8 protein-coding genes are annotated in these 17,656 nt (G+C 47.2%); all 8 read right to left on the bottom strand.

What is annotated here, in order from left to right; genetic code table 11:
* Positions 1-133: 133 nt before the first annotated feature.
* Complete coding sequence (locus UNH61_RS18945) at positions 134-2,410, bottom strand: glycosyl hydrolase (RefSeq protein WP_326993557.1); 2,277 nt, start codon at positions 2,408-2,410, stop codon at positions 134-136.
* 14 nt (positions 2,411-2,424) lie between these two features.
* Positions 2,425-4,350 carry a right-handed parallel beta-helix repeat-containing protein gene (locus UNH61_RS18950; RefSeq protein ID WP_326993558.1) on the bottom strand — a complete coding sequence of 642 codons (1,926 nt, stop codon included), beginning with the start codon at positions 4,348-4,350 and terminating at the stop codon, positions 2,425-2,427.
* Between the two features lie 67 nt (positions 4,351-4,417).
* Entirely contained in the window at positions 4,418-5,794 is a 1,377-nt protein-coding gene (locus UNH61_RS18955) for a hypothetical protein (protein WP_326993559.1), read from the bottom strand.
* Positions 5,795-5,856: 62 nt separating this feature from the next.
* A complete protein-coding gene (locus tag UNH61_RS18960; protein ID WP_326993560.1) occupies positions 5,857-7,695 on the bottom strand; it encodes a RagB/SusD family nutrient uptake outer membrane protein in 1,839 nt (612 codons plus the stop codon).
* A gap of 9 nt (positions 7,696-7,704) precedes the next feature.
* Entirely contained in the window at positions 7,705-10,623 is a 2,919-nt protein-coding gene (locus UNH61_RS18965) for a SusC/RagA family TonB-linked outer membrane protein (protein WP_326993561.1), read from the bottom strand.
* Between the two features lie 31 nt (positions 10,624-10,654).
* Positions 10,655-12,610: a RagB/SusD family nutrient uptake outer membrane protein gene (locus UNH61_RS18970; RefSeq protein WP_326993562.1), complete on the bottom strand. Its 1,956-nt coding sequence runs from the start codon at positions 12,608-12,610 to the stop codon at positions 10,655-10,657.
* 10 nt (positions 12,611-12,620) lie between these two features.
* A complete protein-coding gene (locus UNH61_RS18975) occupies positions 12,621-16,091 on the bottom strand; it encodes a TonB-dependent receptor (protein WP_326993563.1) in 3,471 nt (1,156 codons plus the stop codon).
* 222 nt (positions 16,092-16,313) lie between these two features.
* Positions 16,314-17,567, bottom strand: a complete 1,254-nt coding sequence (locus tag UNH61_RS18980; RefSeq protein ID WP_326993564.1) for a FecR domain-containing protein — start codon at positions 17,565-17,567, stop codon at positions 16,314-16,316.
* Positions 17,568-17,656: the final 89 nt, after the last annotated feature.

The raw sequence follows: 17,656 nt of genomic DNA on the forward strand, positions 1-17,656 counted from the left end.
TGAGAATCATTGCTTTCCCGGAGAAAATAAACTATTTCGGCTGTGAATGCTATTGGTTATAAACAAAAAGACCTGCAACAGATGCAGGTCTTTTTGTAAATCAGAGATATCTTATTGCTTACATGATGCACTACTACTTTGTGCCCACCAGGAACAAAGAGGCCGTAGCATCCAGTTTCAATGGCAGTACCGTTACAGGTGTACCATCGGCCAGTGTTTCCTGTTTCGCTGCTGTTGCTTTTTGCGTAGTGCCCCTATGAGGATCCCAGATCTCCAGGTCTTTCACTTTCCCTCGTAGCGTCACCATTGATGCCATCGGATTATCAGTAGTGTTAATGAAATAATAGATATCCCTGCCATCTTTCTGTTTATGTGTGTAATTAATACAACCTGCTCCCAGCGATGGCAGTGATCTTTCGTCAAATGCTACATCTGGAGTAATATTCATAGTAGTCAATGCAGCGGCCATACTTTGCTTATCTACAGTGGGCAAATAAGCAAACTGTCCACCCTGCTGATTTTTCACAAAGAGGCTTTCAGACGGGAAGCCGTTGAAGATATCGGCAATGATCTTTTTCACTTCCTCATCGCGGCCAAATTCGGCGGCGTGCCTGGGCAGCGCGCCTACTGCTATTACCTTTCCACCATGCTGATAATATTCCTTTATGGCATGAAGTGAGGCGGCGGAAATCACATCTCCACCGGGAATAATCAGTACTTTAAAATGCTGTTCATTGACCTTATTATTCAATACCAGTTCAGTGCCTCGTGCAGTAACCTTACCATTGGTAAGATCTTCCGGCCGGATGTACGTAAAATCGCGGCGAACGGAATCTGTGAGCACGCCGCTCAGCTGATAATTCAATACTCCCGGTGGAATCCATTGTGCGACCGCCAACCCAGACTGGTTATCGCGGCCGATCCAGCTTTCTCCCTGCACAGCATTGATAGGCCAGTACACAGCAATATCCACTACCCTTTTTCCATTCTGTAACAGCACACAGGAGCGGGCAGTAAAAGCGCTGTAATCAGATACCGCTTTCCCGATATAAGTGCTTTTGTAAGAGATCAGCGGCGGAATGCGGATATGTGCGGTATCATCATCATACCATAAACCATGTGGCACAATAAAATTCACACCTCTTACCATGGTTTCCATGGCAACACGATATAATTGAACTGAGTCCATATCCTGTGCAAAAGCACCACAGAGCTCTGCTCCTACCAGCCCTTTATCATCCAGATCGGCTGCGGAGCTTACCTGCTTATATCCATTCCTGCCGCGACCATAGTGAAAGATAACATCCAGCAATGGGATATCAGCATGGCGATAAAATTTCAGTATGTCTCCACAGGTAACTACCGAATTAGGGCTGTAGTTTTCCGGCGGATGCCCCATACTTTTCACATGATATTTTTCCGCCCATTCAGACACCTGTTTCACATAACCTTCTGCCATCAGCTCAGAACGGGCATCATAAAACGCCACTCTGGCTGCACGCGTTTCAGGACCAATGTCGTAGTACAGCGCGGGGTAATACAGCGCCGGGTCTTTACCGGTTTTTTTCTGAAAGATATTGGAGATCTCTTTGTTCCATGTCTGATCCATGAAAACAAATCCCACATCATCGAAGAAAGTTTTATTGATTACGTTACCGAGATAGTTACCGAAGCGTTTTCCATATTCATCGTAAGTCATTTCCATGAGCTTTTCTATGGCGGCCGGTTCCATATAATCCACCAGATGTCCGTGCGGCGGCCCTACATTATATTCGATCAGAAATGCCATGATCCGCCAGGTGCCGGCAGGCGCGTTCCAGTTCAGCTGGTTACCCTTTAAAAAAGGTTGCAGGCTGATGACTTGTCTTGTAATAGTATCCATTGCGGACAATGCCATCCAGGATTGCGCGGGCTTCAGCTCATAAGCTTTTGTAACGGTATGTCCACCGGCTGCAATAAACTCCTGCTTCTGCAGGTATTTGCGGGTGTATTGCGGATATTCTTTCAGCAATCGCCCTGCCGCTGAACCTGAAGGGAAATCAATATCATCATACAACACAATATGAGTACCCTGTTTGGCAGATACCTCCAGCATATGACGGTATATGTCGAAATATTCATTGCTGAGAAAATCGGGTGTCATACCCGGGCACAGATGATGATCGTGCCAATGCGGCCCCGGCGATACCGGTAGCGGCGCAATGCCGCCAAAGCCCGAATATTTGTGCGCTTCAATGAGCTGTTTTTCTATTTCCGGTTTGGTGAGATGCCCGTTCAGATGCAAAAACGGCATCGGACGGTATTCATTGGGCGGATCAAGAAAATGCTCACGCAGTTTATCCGGTGTTGAGCAAGACCAGGCGAAACATCCTATTATCCCTGCTATTGCTAATTGCTTCAATGAGATCATTATGCTTTTGTTTATTAACGTTCTTCGATATTTTCGTTGTTCACGGATCTGATTTGTACACATTTGTTATCAGCTTCAATCGTAGCTATACCACCCTGGTTGTACTTGTTTTTTTCTATACGGATATTTTTACAACCGGAGAAGACAAATGATGGCCCGTTCCCCTCTGCAACCGGGTAATCCGTGCTTTTGTTGATACTATTGCCTCTGAATACAAAATTCTCCAGGGACCTGGCTTCCACTATTATACGGCTGAATGTGTTGATCGTGTTATTCTCCATTATAATATTCCGGTGGTAATACCAGGCACTATCCGCCAGGGCGTGCACTTCCGGCACCACCACCAGGGCGGGTGCATTGCCAACTGCTAACCCCTGGTCTTCAAAAAGATTATCACGGATCACCAGATCAGCTACCGGTCCGGATTCAAACCAGTAGTTAGCATCCCCGGCCGTTTGTATACCGGCATATGTACATTTCAGGAAACGGTTTTTTTCTATCAATACCTTTCCCGCTGTGGAGATCAGGATACCTCTTGCCCTGTTCTGCCGTACCTCGCAGTGCCGCATTACAACATCCGGCTGGCAGGAACGATTTTCGGCCACCGATCCTTTCCTGATAAGGGGCGTAACTTTTTCTTTAAAGGTCACTTCAAAATAAAAGTCGTTCACGTTCCTGACGGCTGCCACGGTAAGGGTAGCATAGGGTTTCAGGGTATTCCTGTCTGCAAGCCTGACCTTTTCTCCTACCCGGGCGAAATCAAATCCCTGTTGTTGGGAATGGCCTCTTGTCATTCCCAGTGTGTAGGAATCTACCGCCTCTTCTACTTCTGCGTATATCCCGTGCACGTTAGTGCCATCATCCAGCATATTTTCAAATATGCAGCTATCCAGCGTGATGGTTCCCCCGCAGCCTACGAAATGAGAAGCATCTGCTGTGGAGGTAACGAAACGACCAGATCCCTCCGGCAGCGTGACATTATACCGGTGCAGGGTAATATTCTCTGAGCGTTCTGCAATAAGGGCCATACCGGCCGCATGATGTACCGTTACCTGTTCTATCTGCACCTGCTTACAATGCGATATATGTATCGCCGGCGATAACCGGTTTTTGGAAAGAATGCCGTTACAAATAAGCACCCAGCCTACCTTTGGCAGTGTATCTGCCGCATTGGTCAATCGCACTACATGATGCTCCAGCTCCGTAGCAATAGCCCGCTTGTTCAGCTTAAAATTCCAGGCATTCACGCGGGTGTCGTTTTCGTTGCAGTAAGCCGGCGCTTTGGTGGCAGGGTCATACCAGATATTCCAGTTAATATTCTGCTCCCAGATCACGTCTTTTTGCATGCAGGGAGCCATCGAATACCAGCCGGTTGTTTTCCCCGCTTTCTTATTTGAGAAAATGAGATCAGCACCCTGGATCTCATAAGAGCATTCGTCAAAGATCCTGATATCAAAGGCATTCAGTTCCGGGTGAACCGCCAATACCTGCGCCTGTAAATAAAAGGGAGCGGCCCAGTCCACGGAAAAATTCCTGAGTGTGATATTTGTTGAATTTGATACATCAAAAGGGACCATATGATCATGACAAATAAACCTGCTCCCGGACCCATCTATCTCGAAATGATCAAAGCCTTCCAACAGGAAGACAATCCTTTTTTTGCCGGCATCGTTGTTGGAAATACTCCGGTAGGCTTCTGCCGCCTTTTCGGGAAAGATGTCGTATATGCCTTTCGGAATCACCAGCCTGGTGGCCTTCCTTGTTTTGCATGCCTGGATGGCCTTTGTAAGCGCAGGGGTGTTATCTGTACCTTCCTTCAGACCAAAATCCGCCGCATTCACCACCCTTTCAGATTGACTGCCGGGTAATGCAGTTCCCTGTGATATCAACGGCGCCAACGACCAGCTGCACAGGATCATCCATCTCTTAAAATTTGTCATGGGTTATACTCGTTATATACCTGAGTTATTTTGCGCCGGCCCGGAAATGAGCCGGCACAAAACAATGCTACCAGTTCAGTAGTTGAATGATTTGATTCGCCGCATGCGCCATGGCGCCCGGGTTGCTCTCGGCAATAGCACTTCCTGTTTCATAAGGGCGATGCGACCAGCTGCCTACGCGCAATTGCATACCATCTTCATAGATGCCGCTGTTTATCAGGAATTGCATGATTGCCAGCAGTGTGTGCTCATAGAGAACATTGGGATTAGCTCCTGCAACGGTCCGCGTGGAGAGTGTGGCGCCATCCAGATATAGCTCCTGGTCGTCTGTCATGCTGGCGTCTACAATGTTAATACCCATTTGCACGCCTTTGGCCTTTAGTGCTGTTTTGTGCCGCATTAATACTTCGGTGATGTATGGCACATTGTATCTCCAGTCAACATCCATCAGCACTGTTTTTGGTTTGAAGCCGGCAGTGGTCATCACATCTACCAAACTATTCAGATACTGTACAGAATTGTACTGTGGGTAGTTCTGCACAATCCCCCAATAGTTCGCTGGCGTAAAGAAGTATGTTGGATAGTGCGCATTGATACTATCCAGTCCTCTCTGGTCGCGCCATTCCCAACCAGGGTTTACATTCCAGTGCACACTCGCAGCAGGCATATTTGCGCCCCATTTTGCTTTTGCCACATTCAGAAACTTTGCATAGTCCTGTCTCAGTGATTCCAGTCCTGCATCAAAATTCCCCATGGTAACCGGGCAGCCGTTGTTGATCTTCGCAGCTGTTTTTCTGTCGTCCCAGGTACCTGGCGTAGTAGCAAGCTTATCCGGATCAATCTGTGGCAGGAGATTCGGTTGGCGTTCATCGAATAATATCTCATCGGGCACCCAGTTTACCGTATCTTTTGTTACAAACCAGCCCCGGTTGTTAGGATCTATCCTATCGGTTGTATTGGTAATAACAAAGATCTGTGAAAAGATATTCATGCCATTTACAGGCTGTCCGTTCAGTTCTGCCTGTCCTAATGGCGTACCGTCTATACACTGTGTAAATCCGGGCAATTCCACTGAAACAGGAATTCCTTTTGCTTTCAACAGCGGGATCAATCCATTTGCTGATGACATATGCCCTACTTCTGCTGCAAACAGCGAAAAGGAGCCTCCGGTTCTTTGGAGATTACTTATCAATACCGGCCACCAGTTCTGATTCCCGAAACTTTCATCCAGGTGGCCATTGACCAGCGTACCACCTGGTTTGTACCAGGCGTTTGCGGCTATCTGGTTGGGAACGAAGGAAAACTTTACTACCTGGTTTGTTTTCACAACGGTATCCAGGTTTTTTTTGATAATTTTCAAAGCGACATCAGGCCGGCATTGTGTCAGAAAAACAACAATTGCGGCGGTAGCCGGGATCAGTAATGTAATAGTGATCTTTTTCATAACAGGGGATTTATTTTCAATAAATAGTACAACATTGCATGATGAGGGCCTCTTCATACACGCTACCAACCGGGGTTTTGCCAGTTCGCCCCCGTATATCGTTCCATCTTGCTTACTTCAGCAAATGGCAACGGGAATAACAGAAACCGGGTGGCATTGGATCGGCGACTATCTACGGAGAACCGGGCATTCGCATAATTGAATGTGCCATCCGGTTTCCTGGATATGTTCATGCCGGTGATCTGCTGGTCGGTTTTCTCCAGTATTTTCCAACGTCTCACATCGAAGAACCGGTGTTGCTCAAATGAGAGTTCCACCCGTCTTTCGTTCCGGTACCTGGCCCTGAACCCGGACTGAGTAAGGCTACCAGTCGCATCAAATGCGGGCATACCTGCTCTGCTTCTGACGGTGTTCACCGCTGCCAGCGCTGTTGCTACCGGTCCGCTTATTCCAGGCACCGTTGCTACGGGGCCATAAGCTTCATTAGCCGCCTCTGCAAAATTTAGATAGAGTTCAGCGAGGCGGAATATTTTCATATAGCCATCTGCCTGATTACTGATGTTGGATCTGTTATTATGATATTTCCGCAGATAGTAGCCCGTGCGGGTATACCGCTGATCGGAATAAGAAACGCCGCAATTCCCATTGTTATAGACTTGTAACGCCGAGCCGGGATTGGTAAAATCCAGCAATGCCCCGTTAAAATAGATGGTGGCGGCAAGTCTGGGATCCCGGTTGTTATAAGGGTGATCCGGATCGTAGCCACTGGCAGTATTGATGCGGGGGCTCACTCCATCATAGATCACGGAGCCGTTGTTGTCCAGCATGAAGGGAGAATGGCCATCAGCCATTTCGTAGGCATCTACTATTTCCTGCGAAGGGCATGCTCCCGCTTTCACCGCACCATTATTCACCGGCAATGCGGCGTCTCTCCAGATGGTGAGCTGGTTCTTACATTCCAGGATGGTTTCTTTATCCCTGATCCTTGCAGGATCGGAATGACTGAAGAAAAATGTTTGATAAGCACTTTGAGAGCTTGCCAATACTTCCCCCGAGGGCATTTCTGTAAACAGTTGATATCCGTTGGCCAGGCATTCGCTCAGGGCTTTGCCGGTGAGGAGCGCGGCGCGGCGCCATTGTTCGTCTTTTGCCGCGGAGGTGTTCCACAGGTCGCTGGCAGCATACAATGCGGCTTCCGATTCTATGGCATAGGCCACTGCACGGGTCATGCTGCCCCGGTCTCCCTCCTGCCCCAGCCCTATCTGCCACATCAGGCCATCAGCAATGGCCTTATCACAGTCGGCAATAACTGAATCCACACATTCGGAAAAGGGCGGTCGTTTATACTGCGAAAAATCATGTTGATCATCTAATGATTGACTGATGACCGGGGCAGGTCCGTAGCGTTTTAAAATCTGCCAGTAATAAAAAGCACGGAGTACCAGCACCTGCGCTTTCCAGCCCTGTACCTCTCCGGCAAGAGCTGGCCGTTTTTTAACGAATGCGGCATCTTCTATTCCCTTCAGGAAAATATTACAGGCTCTGATCCCTTCATAATATTGCGACCAATAATCTGCCATGGGGAATGCGCTGGCCGACACATTTCCCAGGTACCAGTTCTGCAAACCGCCACTCTGAGAGTTCTGTACATCCTCTGCTTCATCACTGAAGGAGGCCAGCAGCGTACCGTTGTAGGACATCGCATAATCTCCTACTGTTCCTCCATAAGGCATGTATGAATAACATCTGTTCAGATATCCCCTGGAGAGGTCGTAGTCACTGAAAATCTGGTTCAGGCTCACCCTTCCGTCCGGGGGCATATCCAATGATTTGTTGCAAGCTGTAACGATGAGGCTCATCATTATCACGATTGCTATTTTCTTATTATTTACATTCATCATTTTTAAGCATTAAAAAGTCAACTTAACACCGATGTTGAATACCCTGTAGATCTGGAATTGATCCAGGCTTGCAATTTCAGGATCAATGCTGCGGGTTCTGAGACAATCCCATGTAAACAGGTTTTGCGCGTTGAAAACAAGCCGCGCCTGTTCTGCTTTTATACACCGCAGCACAGCAGGCGGAAACGACCAGGCGAGTTCGAGATTTTTGATACGTACATAAGAAGTATTCATGGTAAAGAAATCATTGGGCTGCAAACTTACAGACTCCTGCTGCGACAGTGCAGGGAAGCTGATTCCCGCGCCGTTTGCCGCCCGCTCCGGAGTCCAGGCATTCTGATGAATATCTGAATATATTCCGCCGTACCGGCTTTCATTCACACCAATCGCGCTTTGGTATTGCCGGGAAGAAAGCCCTGTGCCCTGTACCAGGCAACTCAGTTCAAATTGTTTGTATACCACACCTACACTGATCCCGTAGCTTACTTTCGGGATCAACGGATTACCTACCGGCGCTATGTCTTTTTCATCAATGATATCTTTGCCGTCGGCGGTTTTATCGCCATTGAGATTCTTGTAGATAAAGTCGCCCAGCCGTGGCGTGCCGAAACCATAATGCACCCTGTTCAGTTCTTCTCTGGAAGTAAAGTAGCCGCTGCCATTTGATCTATCCACCAAATAACCAAACTGCTGACCAAATGAATACCCTTCCATTCTTTTCTGATAAGCATACCCGGCGCCCATCACTGTTTCATTAGCATTGAGTATTTTGTTGGCGGCGTACAGGAAATTGGCATTGGCGTAAACAGACAGCTTTTTATTCAATTGCTTCATGTAGCCCACACTCATATCGAAGCCTGCATTTCTCATTTTCCCTTCATTCACGGGAGGATAAATAGCGGGGGTAAGTCCGGTAAAGGCTGGTATTACGCCTGCACCCTGGATCAGCATATTGTTATTGCGGTTGATAAAATAATCGAATGAGAGCGACAAGTCTTTCCATAACACCAGATCGATTCCATAATTCTGTTGCAATATTTTTTCCGGTGCCACCAGGGGATTTCCTTTGTAATATTCCGTGATCATGTAGTTGAGATTGTTGATATACCTGTTACCACCGTTTACCAGGTAATCCACATACATAAATCGTCTTCCGCCCAACTGATCGTTAGCTGCCATTCCTACAGCAGCGCGCAGCTTCAGTTCTGTAAGCCAGCTGACCCCGGATAGCCATCGTTCGCCCGAAAGTACCCATGCTGCTGACACCGCAGGAGTAGCTGTAAAACGACGGTCCCTGGCAAATTGCTCGGAGCCGGCGTAGCCCAGGTCTCCTTTCAGGAAATATTTGTTCCGGTAGCCCCAAAGAGCGGTCAGCCCCATGCTCAGCCTGTTGTATGGAAATACATAGTACCCGTCAGCTCTGTCCTTTACCTGATTCTCATAATACACATATCCCATTCCGGATACCTGATGAGCACCAAAGCTCCGTTTGTAATTCAGCTGTGCGCCTGTGCTCAGCTGATAGGAAAACAATGTATATTTTGAATATGCCAGCGGTGTATTGGTCCAGGTGCCTGCCCCTACCTGGTTAAAGCTCAGCGTAGCGGGGTCATTACTTCTCACCCAGCGCTCATAATCCTGCGTGGTCATCTGATTGCCGGAAGAATTTGTCTGATAGGCAAAGCGGCCGCTAAGTGTGAGGCTATCCGTCAAAAAGCCCATATCGAGGTCCAGTCCTGTCTGCGCCATTACGCGGGTACCGGTGTACCGGCCATACCCCGACCTGTTCAACAACCCATAAGCTGGGTCGTTTACATACGCGTTTGTGAGCACCTCGCCACCCAATTTTTTCTTAGTGTCTGCCGGATCAGTAGTTATTGGTGTATAAGGGCCATACATAGTGGGCGGCTGGTAAAACAGGCTGCTATAGATCACGCTATTAGGCTGACTACCGGTGCTTTCTTTCGTCACATTACCATTTAAGCGAATAAAGCCGCTAAGTATCCTGTTGATCTGAAAGTCGAGGTTAGTGCGGTAATTAAACCAGTAATTATTACCGGCTTTGGAATCATACACCACCTGTCCGGTTTTGAAAGTAGTCTGATCTGTAATAAACTGCCCTCCCTGATGCATAAAATTCACGTTGGAGAACATGTGTATTTTTTCATTACCTGCAGCAACATTGATTGCAGCCCGTTCCATCATCGTAGAAGGTCTGAACATTTTGCTGTAGAAATTATTATTTGGATACAGCTCCCTGTTACTTCCGTTTGTAAAGCCTTCCAGATCTTTCTGCGAGTAGGGAGGGGCGCCCGCTGCGCCGTCGTTCTGCCATGCCTGGTTCCTGAGGGCCGCGTATTGGCCGGCATCAATAAAGTGGGGCTTTCTCGTCATTTCCTGGAAAGAATGGTCATAAGAAAACGTGACTTTCAGCTTTCCTGCGTGTCCCCGTTTTGTATTGATGACAATAGCGCCGTTAGCGCCCTGTATACCGTATATGGCCGTCAGGGAGGCGTCCCTGAGCACTGCCACCGATTCAATTTCTTCCGGTGTGATATATTGGATGCTTTCCAGTGAACAGGTCACGCCATCCAGTATACACAACGGTTGCTGACCGTTAATGGTGGAAACACCTCTGATATATGTCCCGAAGGTTTCATGAGACAGCTCGCCACCCTGCTGCATCATGATCAATCCCGGCAACCGGCCGGTGAGTTTCTGTGATAAGCCTGCTACCGGAGACTTCTCCAATTCCCGACCGCTGACCGCGCTCACAGCTCCAGTCAGCGACAACCGCGACTGGGAAAAATACCCAAGATCGATCTGCTCATTGCTATCGACCTTTTGTGCCTGTGCGGGCAATGTTGTTACTCCGCAAAGCACGCACAGCACAACATTGTATCCGGCCCTTTTTATTATATGCTTCATTTTGCTTTAGTCGTTTTATGGTTCGAACTGTTTACCATCCGGGATTCTGCCAGTTATGGCCGGTAATTGTTTCTAACCGGGTTGCCTCATCCAACGGGAGTGGTTGCAACAGGTATTTGCCGGTATAACATTCTCTTTGCAAATCACGCACAGGCCTACGGGTATAGGAAAGCATACTGTGGTCCTTTGCAGTGGAAATATCGGCAATCTCCATAGCGGTAACCCATCTGTCTGTTTCCCTGAGATCTGCGCTGCCCCCTTTGGGCAACCAGCGCCGGATATCGAAGTAGCGTGCCTCTTCAAACCCCATTTCAATCCGCCGCTCCTGGCGCACGATCCTGCGCATCTCCGCCTGATCGCCCGGATTAGCGGGCGTTATTTCCGGCATGGCCGACCGGCGTCTTATTTCATTGACCAGTGCTACAGCTTCAGCAGGATGTCCTGCTTCTATTGCTAATTCAGCAGTGTTGAGGATCATCTCTCCCAAGCGGAACAAGCGCCAGCCTGCACCGAAATACGTAAGATCCTGAGGTCCTTCGGTAGGATGCAGGTATTTCTGAGCATAATATCCCGTTCTGGTATACGCCCTGTTTGCATCACTGTTTCCGGGTCTTATACCTGTCCGGGGATCGTCCTTATCCGTCCAGATAGTCATCCAGGCATTGTCGGATACAATGAACCGTTTTGACCCGTTGTAATACACCGTTGCATAGAACCTGGGATCCCTGTTCCTGTAGGGATTGTTTTTATCGTACAGTGGCTTGCTGTTGACCGTTCCATTATAATTGTACGTGAGTACCGAAGGATTATAGTTAGGCTGTAAATGTTTTTCATCGCCGTATGGGCTTACGGGATCCAGCACGGTATGCGCCACGATGCCGTCTGTTGCTTCAAAAGCGTCCACATATTCCTGCGAGGGGCAGGCCCCGCATTTAAAACGTGCCAGGAAGGAGGCTACCAGCCATTGCCTGTCTTGTTTTACCTGATGCTGCCAAATTGTTTCCTTATCCCATGGGCTCGCCGAATATTCCATGTCGCCACAGAAGTACTGTTTACAGGCGCCGGCAGCATTTATCAGTGCCTGTTCCTTAGGTCCTGAGAATACGCCGTTCCTGAAAGGGTCTGTAAAAACGGTCTGCGGTGTAGCGCTGTTATCTTTGTTGTATAATTCATAGCCGTTATTTCTCAGGTTCTGTAACGATTGTTTGTTGATCCCGTAGGCATCCTCCTTTGAATAGGTACCGTCGTCGTAACGGGGGCTTACTGCGAACAATACGGCTTTGGATTTAATGGCTTCTGCCACGGCCTTTGTGACCCGCATTTTTTCGGCTTCGGTAGTAATACGCCAGGGCAGATTACCAGACGACAATGCTTTGTCGCAATCCGTTACGATGAATTTTATCACTTCTCCGTAAGTGGCCTGTTTCAAACCTGAAAAATCCTGGTCTAATACATAAGGATCTTCGCTGAGCGGCAATGCAGCACCGTACCACTTCAGCAGTTCCATGTAATAATAAGCTCTTAATATATGAGCTTCGGCTCTCCAGCGATCCCGGTCAATTTCACTATTCACCGATGCTTTATCTATATGTGCCAGGAACTCGGCACAGTTCCGGATGGCTGTCCAATAATACTTCCAGTAGGTACCCATGCGTTTGTTGCCGCCTGGCATATCTTCGTAAAGCGGATTGCTGGCAGCCGATACATTTCCGTTGTAGTATTGCACGACCCTCAGCCCTACGCAGTCGTCCGCATCCCATGCCTCGTCTGACAAGGTACTGGGCACTGATGTAACAAAGTAGTACCAGTTACCTTTGGCCGGCACATAACTGTAACAGGTATTGAGATAAGCCGCCACTTTTTCATTATCCGAAAATATCTGCTCCAGCGTCAATGTGCCATCAGGCGATACATTCAATACCCTGGAGCAACCGGATAAAAGAATAACGGTGACCACTATACTAAAAAGATTGTATATACCCTTCATTATACTGATTTTAAAAAGTGAGGTTGATACCTAAGTTGTACATTTTAGTAATAGGATAAACGATCCCGCTCAGGTTCGAAGAAGCGGAATATACTTCCGGATCCAATGTGTTCATCCTGAGTTTATCCCAGGTGATGAGGTTTTGACCACTGATGTAAATGCGGGCACTGTTAATCTTCATCCGGCCCAGTAGGCGGGCAGGCAGCGTATAACCTATTTCCGCGTTCTTGAGCCGGACAAAGGATCTGTCCATCACAAAAAAACTATTCACGTTATGATTGGGGCTGGCAGACAGGTGTAAGGCCGGATAAGTGATCCTGGCATTTGAGGCATAACGTTCAGGCGTCCAGGCATTGCGGTGATAATCAAAGTAATTACCGCTATATAGTATTTCATACACCCCTTCATTGGAATAGCACATGCTCGTTTTCCCCAGGCCCTGGAAAAACACAGACAGATCAACTCCTTTGTAACTTGCGCCAAATGTAACGCCATAGGATATCTCCGGGATCATGGTATTTCCCAGCGGTACCTTATCTTTTTCATCGATTACGCCATCGCCGTTCTTATCAACATATTTAAAATCGCCCAATCCGTAGTTGCCAAAGTTGTAGGTGATGCGGTTACCTTTTTTATCCACATATTTATTGATCTCATCCTGGCTGTTAAAGTAACCGTTACCGTTACTGTAGTCAATCTCATAACCGAAGATGGTACCCAGCGGGAAGCCGGTTTGACGATAGTGATAAACATAGCCATCGCCTAATCTTGGCTCATCTATGAACAGTACCTTGTTTTTATTGAAGGAAAAATTACCGCGTAGTGAAAGCTGCAGATCAGGGGTAATGCGTTTATTATAGCCAGCCTCTATTTCGAAGCCTTTATTATTCACCCTGCCCATATTGGCTTTGGGAATATTACCCAGATCTACGCCCTGCAATGCGGGTACCATGGAACGGGTGATGAGGATATGATCTCTGTTCTCGAAGAAATAATCAAAACTCAGATCAAGGCTTTTGAATAACTGAATTTCCACGCCGTAGTTCTGTTTGGTGGCAACTTCCCAGGTCAGATCCTTGTTGCCCATTAAACCTTCCTGTATGTAATGACCGTTACTCAGGCTGTTGAGAAAGAACTCGCCGTAGGCGCCATTAGCATTCTTGTCGAGGTAGTACATTTCGTCGATATACAGGAAACGGCTGCTGGATATTTTATCGTTACCTACCTTTCCGAATGAACCTCTCAATTTGAGCCTGGATACAGTTGGCAACAGCGGTTTAAAAAAATCCTCGTTGCTGATCATCCATCCGAGGGAAGCTGCCGGAAAAAAGCCAAACCTGTTCCCTGGCGCAAATTGCTCTGAGCCATTATATCCTACATTTAATTCCGCGAAATACCTTTGTTTATAGGCGTAAGTAACACGTCCTGCAAAACCGATCACATTGTAGGGAATATCGGGTGCGGTAGATTCCCAGTAGTCGCGCTGGAACAGCACGAGCCCCCCCACGTCATGACTGCCATTAAAATTGCGCGCATAATTCAGCGATGCCTGCATATTCACATTATACCGGTAGTTAGCGGCCTTTGTCATGGTCATAGTTCCCTTGCCAAGATTGGTCGTAAACTCCGGGATCTCCTTTCCGCCAACATTTACAATCCTTGCGCTATATTGTTGTGGCCCCACCCGTGCATCCAGTACAGTAGCGGAGACGTTGTCAAAGGAGATCATTCCTTTTGCGGAAAAACCTTTTGTTAAAAAAGACAGGTCCCAGTCCATTCCGTATGAACCGTTGAAGTTCATCCGCGTATCGTTACGGTAACCTGAGCGGTTCACCATCTGAAAACCAGTACGGTTTAGGTTATCAAACTTAATGACCTCTCCGGCCGGTACGTTGGAGTCAGGTACATCTATGGTGACAGGGCCCATCTCAAACGGCCGTTCGTATTGCAGCGAGCGGAAAATGTCAGTCATCATAGCATCCTCATCACCATTATAGTCAGTGGTGCCTGGCATAGCCACCTTTTCCAGGTAGCTGCCGATATTTAAAAACGCCTTCAATCCTGCTACCAGCTTGTAGTCTACATTTGCGCGAAAGCTGTATCTGTCGAGCCGTGGTTGCGGGTTATATCCGAGCCCACTTTCTGTTTTGAATTGTCCGCCCTGATGGGTATAAGCGCCGTTGATGAAATACTTCATCTTGTCTGTGCCACCGCTCATATTCAGGCTGGTTCTGGTTTGCGGAGCAAATGTCCGCATAAGTTCTCCGTAGTAAAAATGGTTGGGATACATGTATTGCTCCAATGCACTTTTGTTGGGGTTGGTATACTTCGCAATCGTTTCGTCGGAGTAGATCAGGGGCTGATGATCGTTAGCAGCTGCTTCGTTCTTCAGGCGCATATAATCCCAGGAGCTCAGTGGCTTAGGCTTCCTGGTAAAGGATTGTAAGGATGTTTCTGCGTTTAGTGACAATTGCATTTTTCCTGCTTCTCCTCTTTTAGTAGTAACCAGGATCACTCCATTTGCTCCCCGGACGCCGAACACGGCAGTGGCGGAAGCATCTTTAAGCACTGATATGGATTCAATCTCGTCGGGGTTTAGTACACTCAGGTTATCGCGTGGAACGCCATCGATCAATATCAAGGGAGTGGTTGAATTGGTGGTAGCAGCGCCTCTCAGGTATATAGCCGCATTGTCTCGTCCCGGCTGTCCTGAACTTTGAACAATAGAAAGGCCTGAAATGCGGCCAGCCAGCGCGTTGACAAGATTTGCTGAAGAACTTTTCTTCAGGTCTTTTGTGTTTATGCTGGAGATGGCCCCTGTAACAGATTCCTTTTTCTGTGCACCATACGCCACCACCACTACTTCGTCCAGCTTCCTGTTGTTAGGGGTGAGCGCTAATCTGTAGGCGTTCTTCCCGGCCACATTGATATACCCGACATTATAACCGATATAGGAAACCCGCAATCGGGCGCCGGGAGCGGCTTCAAGAGAAAAAGAGCCGTTGACGTCTGTAGTAGTACCCTTGGAGGTACCTTCAGCTACCACTGTTGCACCTATAATCGGAATGCCATCTTCTCCGGTGATAATCCCTGAGATCTTATCTTTCTTTTCAGGCGGCTCTTGCCGGCCGGGTGTTGCGGATCTTCCGGAAATATATACCTGTGTACCTTCAATAGTAAAAGTATTGGGAGTATTTTTGAATACTTCTTCCAGTATCCTGGCCAGCGGCTGATCTGTAAGTTGAACGGATATTTTGCGATCGAGATCAATGTCCGCATCTTTATAAAAGAAAAAGATATTGGCTTTCTTCTCAATGATGTCAAGGATCTCCTTAACCGTTTTATGCTGCTCCCGTATAGTTAGCTTTGCTGCCTGCTGTGCATACCCGATAGTTGCAATCAGCTGAATTGCTATTATCATCACCCAAGAGGCAAAATGGTATCCCCTCATGGATGGCAATTTGTTTTTTTTGCCGGCCATAATAATTAGCGTAGTTTATATTTCCTGAAATTCTGTATTAGTGGTGATCCGTACGTACTGAAAGTGTGAACGTGGTCTTATTTACGGATCCATCCAACATGACGGTTTAAAATGAATTTTTATGCAATAGCTATCCTGGTAGCGGTGTTGCTACCGCCAGTGATATCATACGTTTCATATACATGGAATTTTTTTTATAATATCATGCTGCAATACGCCATGTTATTCAAAATGTATCAGACATTCATGACGCTCATTTACTACATAATGCATAGGAGTGATTTTAGATAATCCGTTCAATAGCTGATAGAAATCATCCTTCAATACCAATTTACCCGAACAGGTAATGTTTGCAGGAGAAGACGTCAGCCTGATGGTCACGTTATAGTAACGCGACAAACGGCGCAAGATATTCTCAATAGATTCGTTCCTGAATACATAGCGGCCGTCTTTCCAGGATGTATAGTTCTCTGTATTGATATTCTTCTCCAACGTACATGTGTTGCCGCTATAGGTCATCATTTGTTCCGGTTTCAGCAGGGTACCTTCCCTTCCTTTCGGCTGTGCCTTCACGGCGCCTGTAACCAGCACTACAGAAGATTGCCCATCGTCTTTATAAGCGGCAAGGTTAAATGTCGTGCCCAATACATGTACATCCATGCGGGTGGTTTTTACAGTAAAAGGGCGGGCGGCATCCTGCAGGACATCCGCATACACTTCACCTTCCACAAATATTTCGCGCTTGTCTGGCGCAAATGTAGATGGATATTGCACTACAGAGCCAGCGTTCACCCAGAGGGAGGTGCCATCCGGTAATTTCAGATATGCTCTTTTACCGTAAGGCACGCGCAGCTCATAGTTTCGCGGTTGTTTTTTTTCACCAAATTTAACCGGTGTCCGGTTCACACTTATTTGTCCGTTGTTATCATACTCAATATCCGCTTGCTGCCCCTCTACGTTCATTTCTTCGTTATCGGCTATCAACTGTACATGGTTGGAGACGGGAGCAGGATTAATAACCTTTTCATAGGAACGCTGCTGAGGTAGTACAGCCATCTGATCTGCCGGCTTCTTCTTTAACAGGAAAAATACAGCTGTGGCTATGAATGCGGCAATACTGGCTGCAGCGGCATAACGAACGATACTGAATCGTACTTTCTTTGACTGGCCGCCTTTCTGATTGGTGTCCATAACCCTCTCCCATACTGCGTCTATACGTTGCTCAGACACATGTTCCCTGTTGTGGTGCAGGAATTCAAGCACTTTCTGTGCAGTCTCGAACTCGGCTTTATCTACCAATCCATTGCGGATAAGCTCACACCAGAACGTTTCGCTTTCCCTGGTAGGATGCAGCATGGTCTCAACGAAATAATCGTCTGTCAAAAAATCATCCGACTTGTACGAGCTGTATCGTGTAACCATTACAGTGATGTTCGTTATATGGTATAGTATAAAAAACTGTTTTGGGGTACTCATCTTCTGGCAACTTTTTTTAAAAAAAGTCACATAATTTAATTTATTATTTTAAATAAATTAATAATCAATATAATAGACTAGGAAAATAT

The organism is Chitinophaga sp. 180180018-3, assembly GCF_037893185.1.
In the GTDB taxonomy this organism is placed as follows: Bacteria; Bacteroidota; Bacteroidia; order Chitinophagales; family Chitinophagaceae; genus Chitinophaga.

What these genes read in the sequence shown, in the direction of transcription:
- UNH61_RS18945 (WP_326993557.1), bottom strand. Translation starts at nt 2,410, where the DNA reads ATGATCTCATTGAAGCAATTAGCAATAGCAGGGATAATAGGATGTTTC.
- UNH61_RS18950 (WP_326993558.1), bottom strand. Translation starts at nt 4,350, where the DNA reads ATGACAAATTTTAAGAGATGGATGATCCTGTGCAGCTGGTCGTTGGCG.
- UNH61_RS18955 (WP_326993559.1), bottom strand. Translation starts at nt 5,794, where the DNA reads ATGAAAAAGATCACTATTACATTACTGATCCCGGCTACCGCCGCAATT.
- UNH61_RS18960 (WP_326993560.1), bottom strand. Translation starts at nt 7,695, where the DNA reads ATGATGAATGTAAATAATAAGAAAATAGCAATCGTGATAATGATGAGC.
- UNH61_RS18965 (WP_326993561.1), bottom strand. Translation starts at nt 10,623, where the DNA reads ATGAAGCATATAATAAAAAGGGCCGGATACAATGTTGTGCTGTGCGTG.
- UNH61_RS18970 (WP_326993562.1), bottom strand. Translation starts at nt 12,610, where the DNA reads ATGAAGGGTATATACAATCTTTTTAGTATAGTGGTCACCGTTATTCTT.
- UNH61_RS18975 (WP_326993563.1), bottom strand. Translation starts at nt 16,091, where the DNA reads ATGGCCGGCAAAAAAAACAAATTGCCATCCATGAGGGGATACCATTTT.
- UNH61_RS18980 (WP_326993564.1), bottom strand. Translation starts at nt 17,567, where the DNA reads ATGAGTACCCCAAAACAGTTTTTTATACTATACCATATAACGAACATC.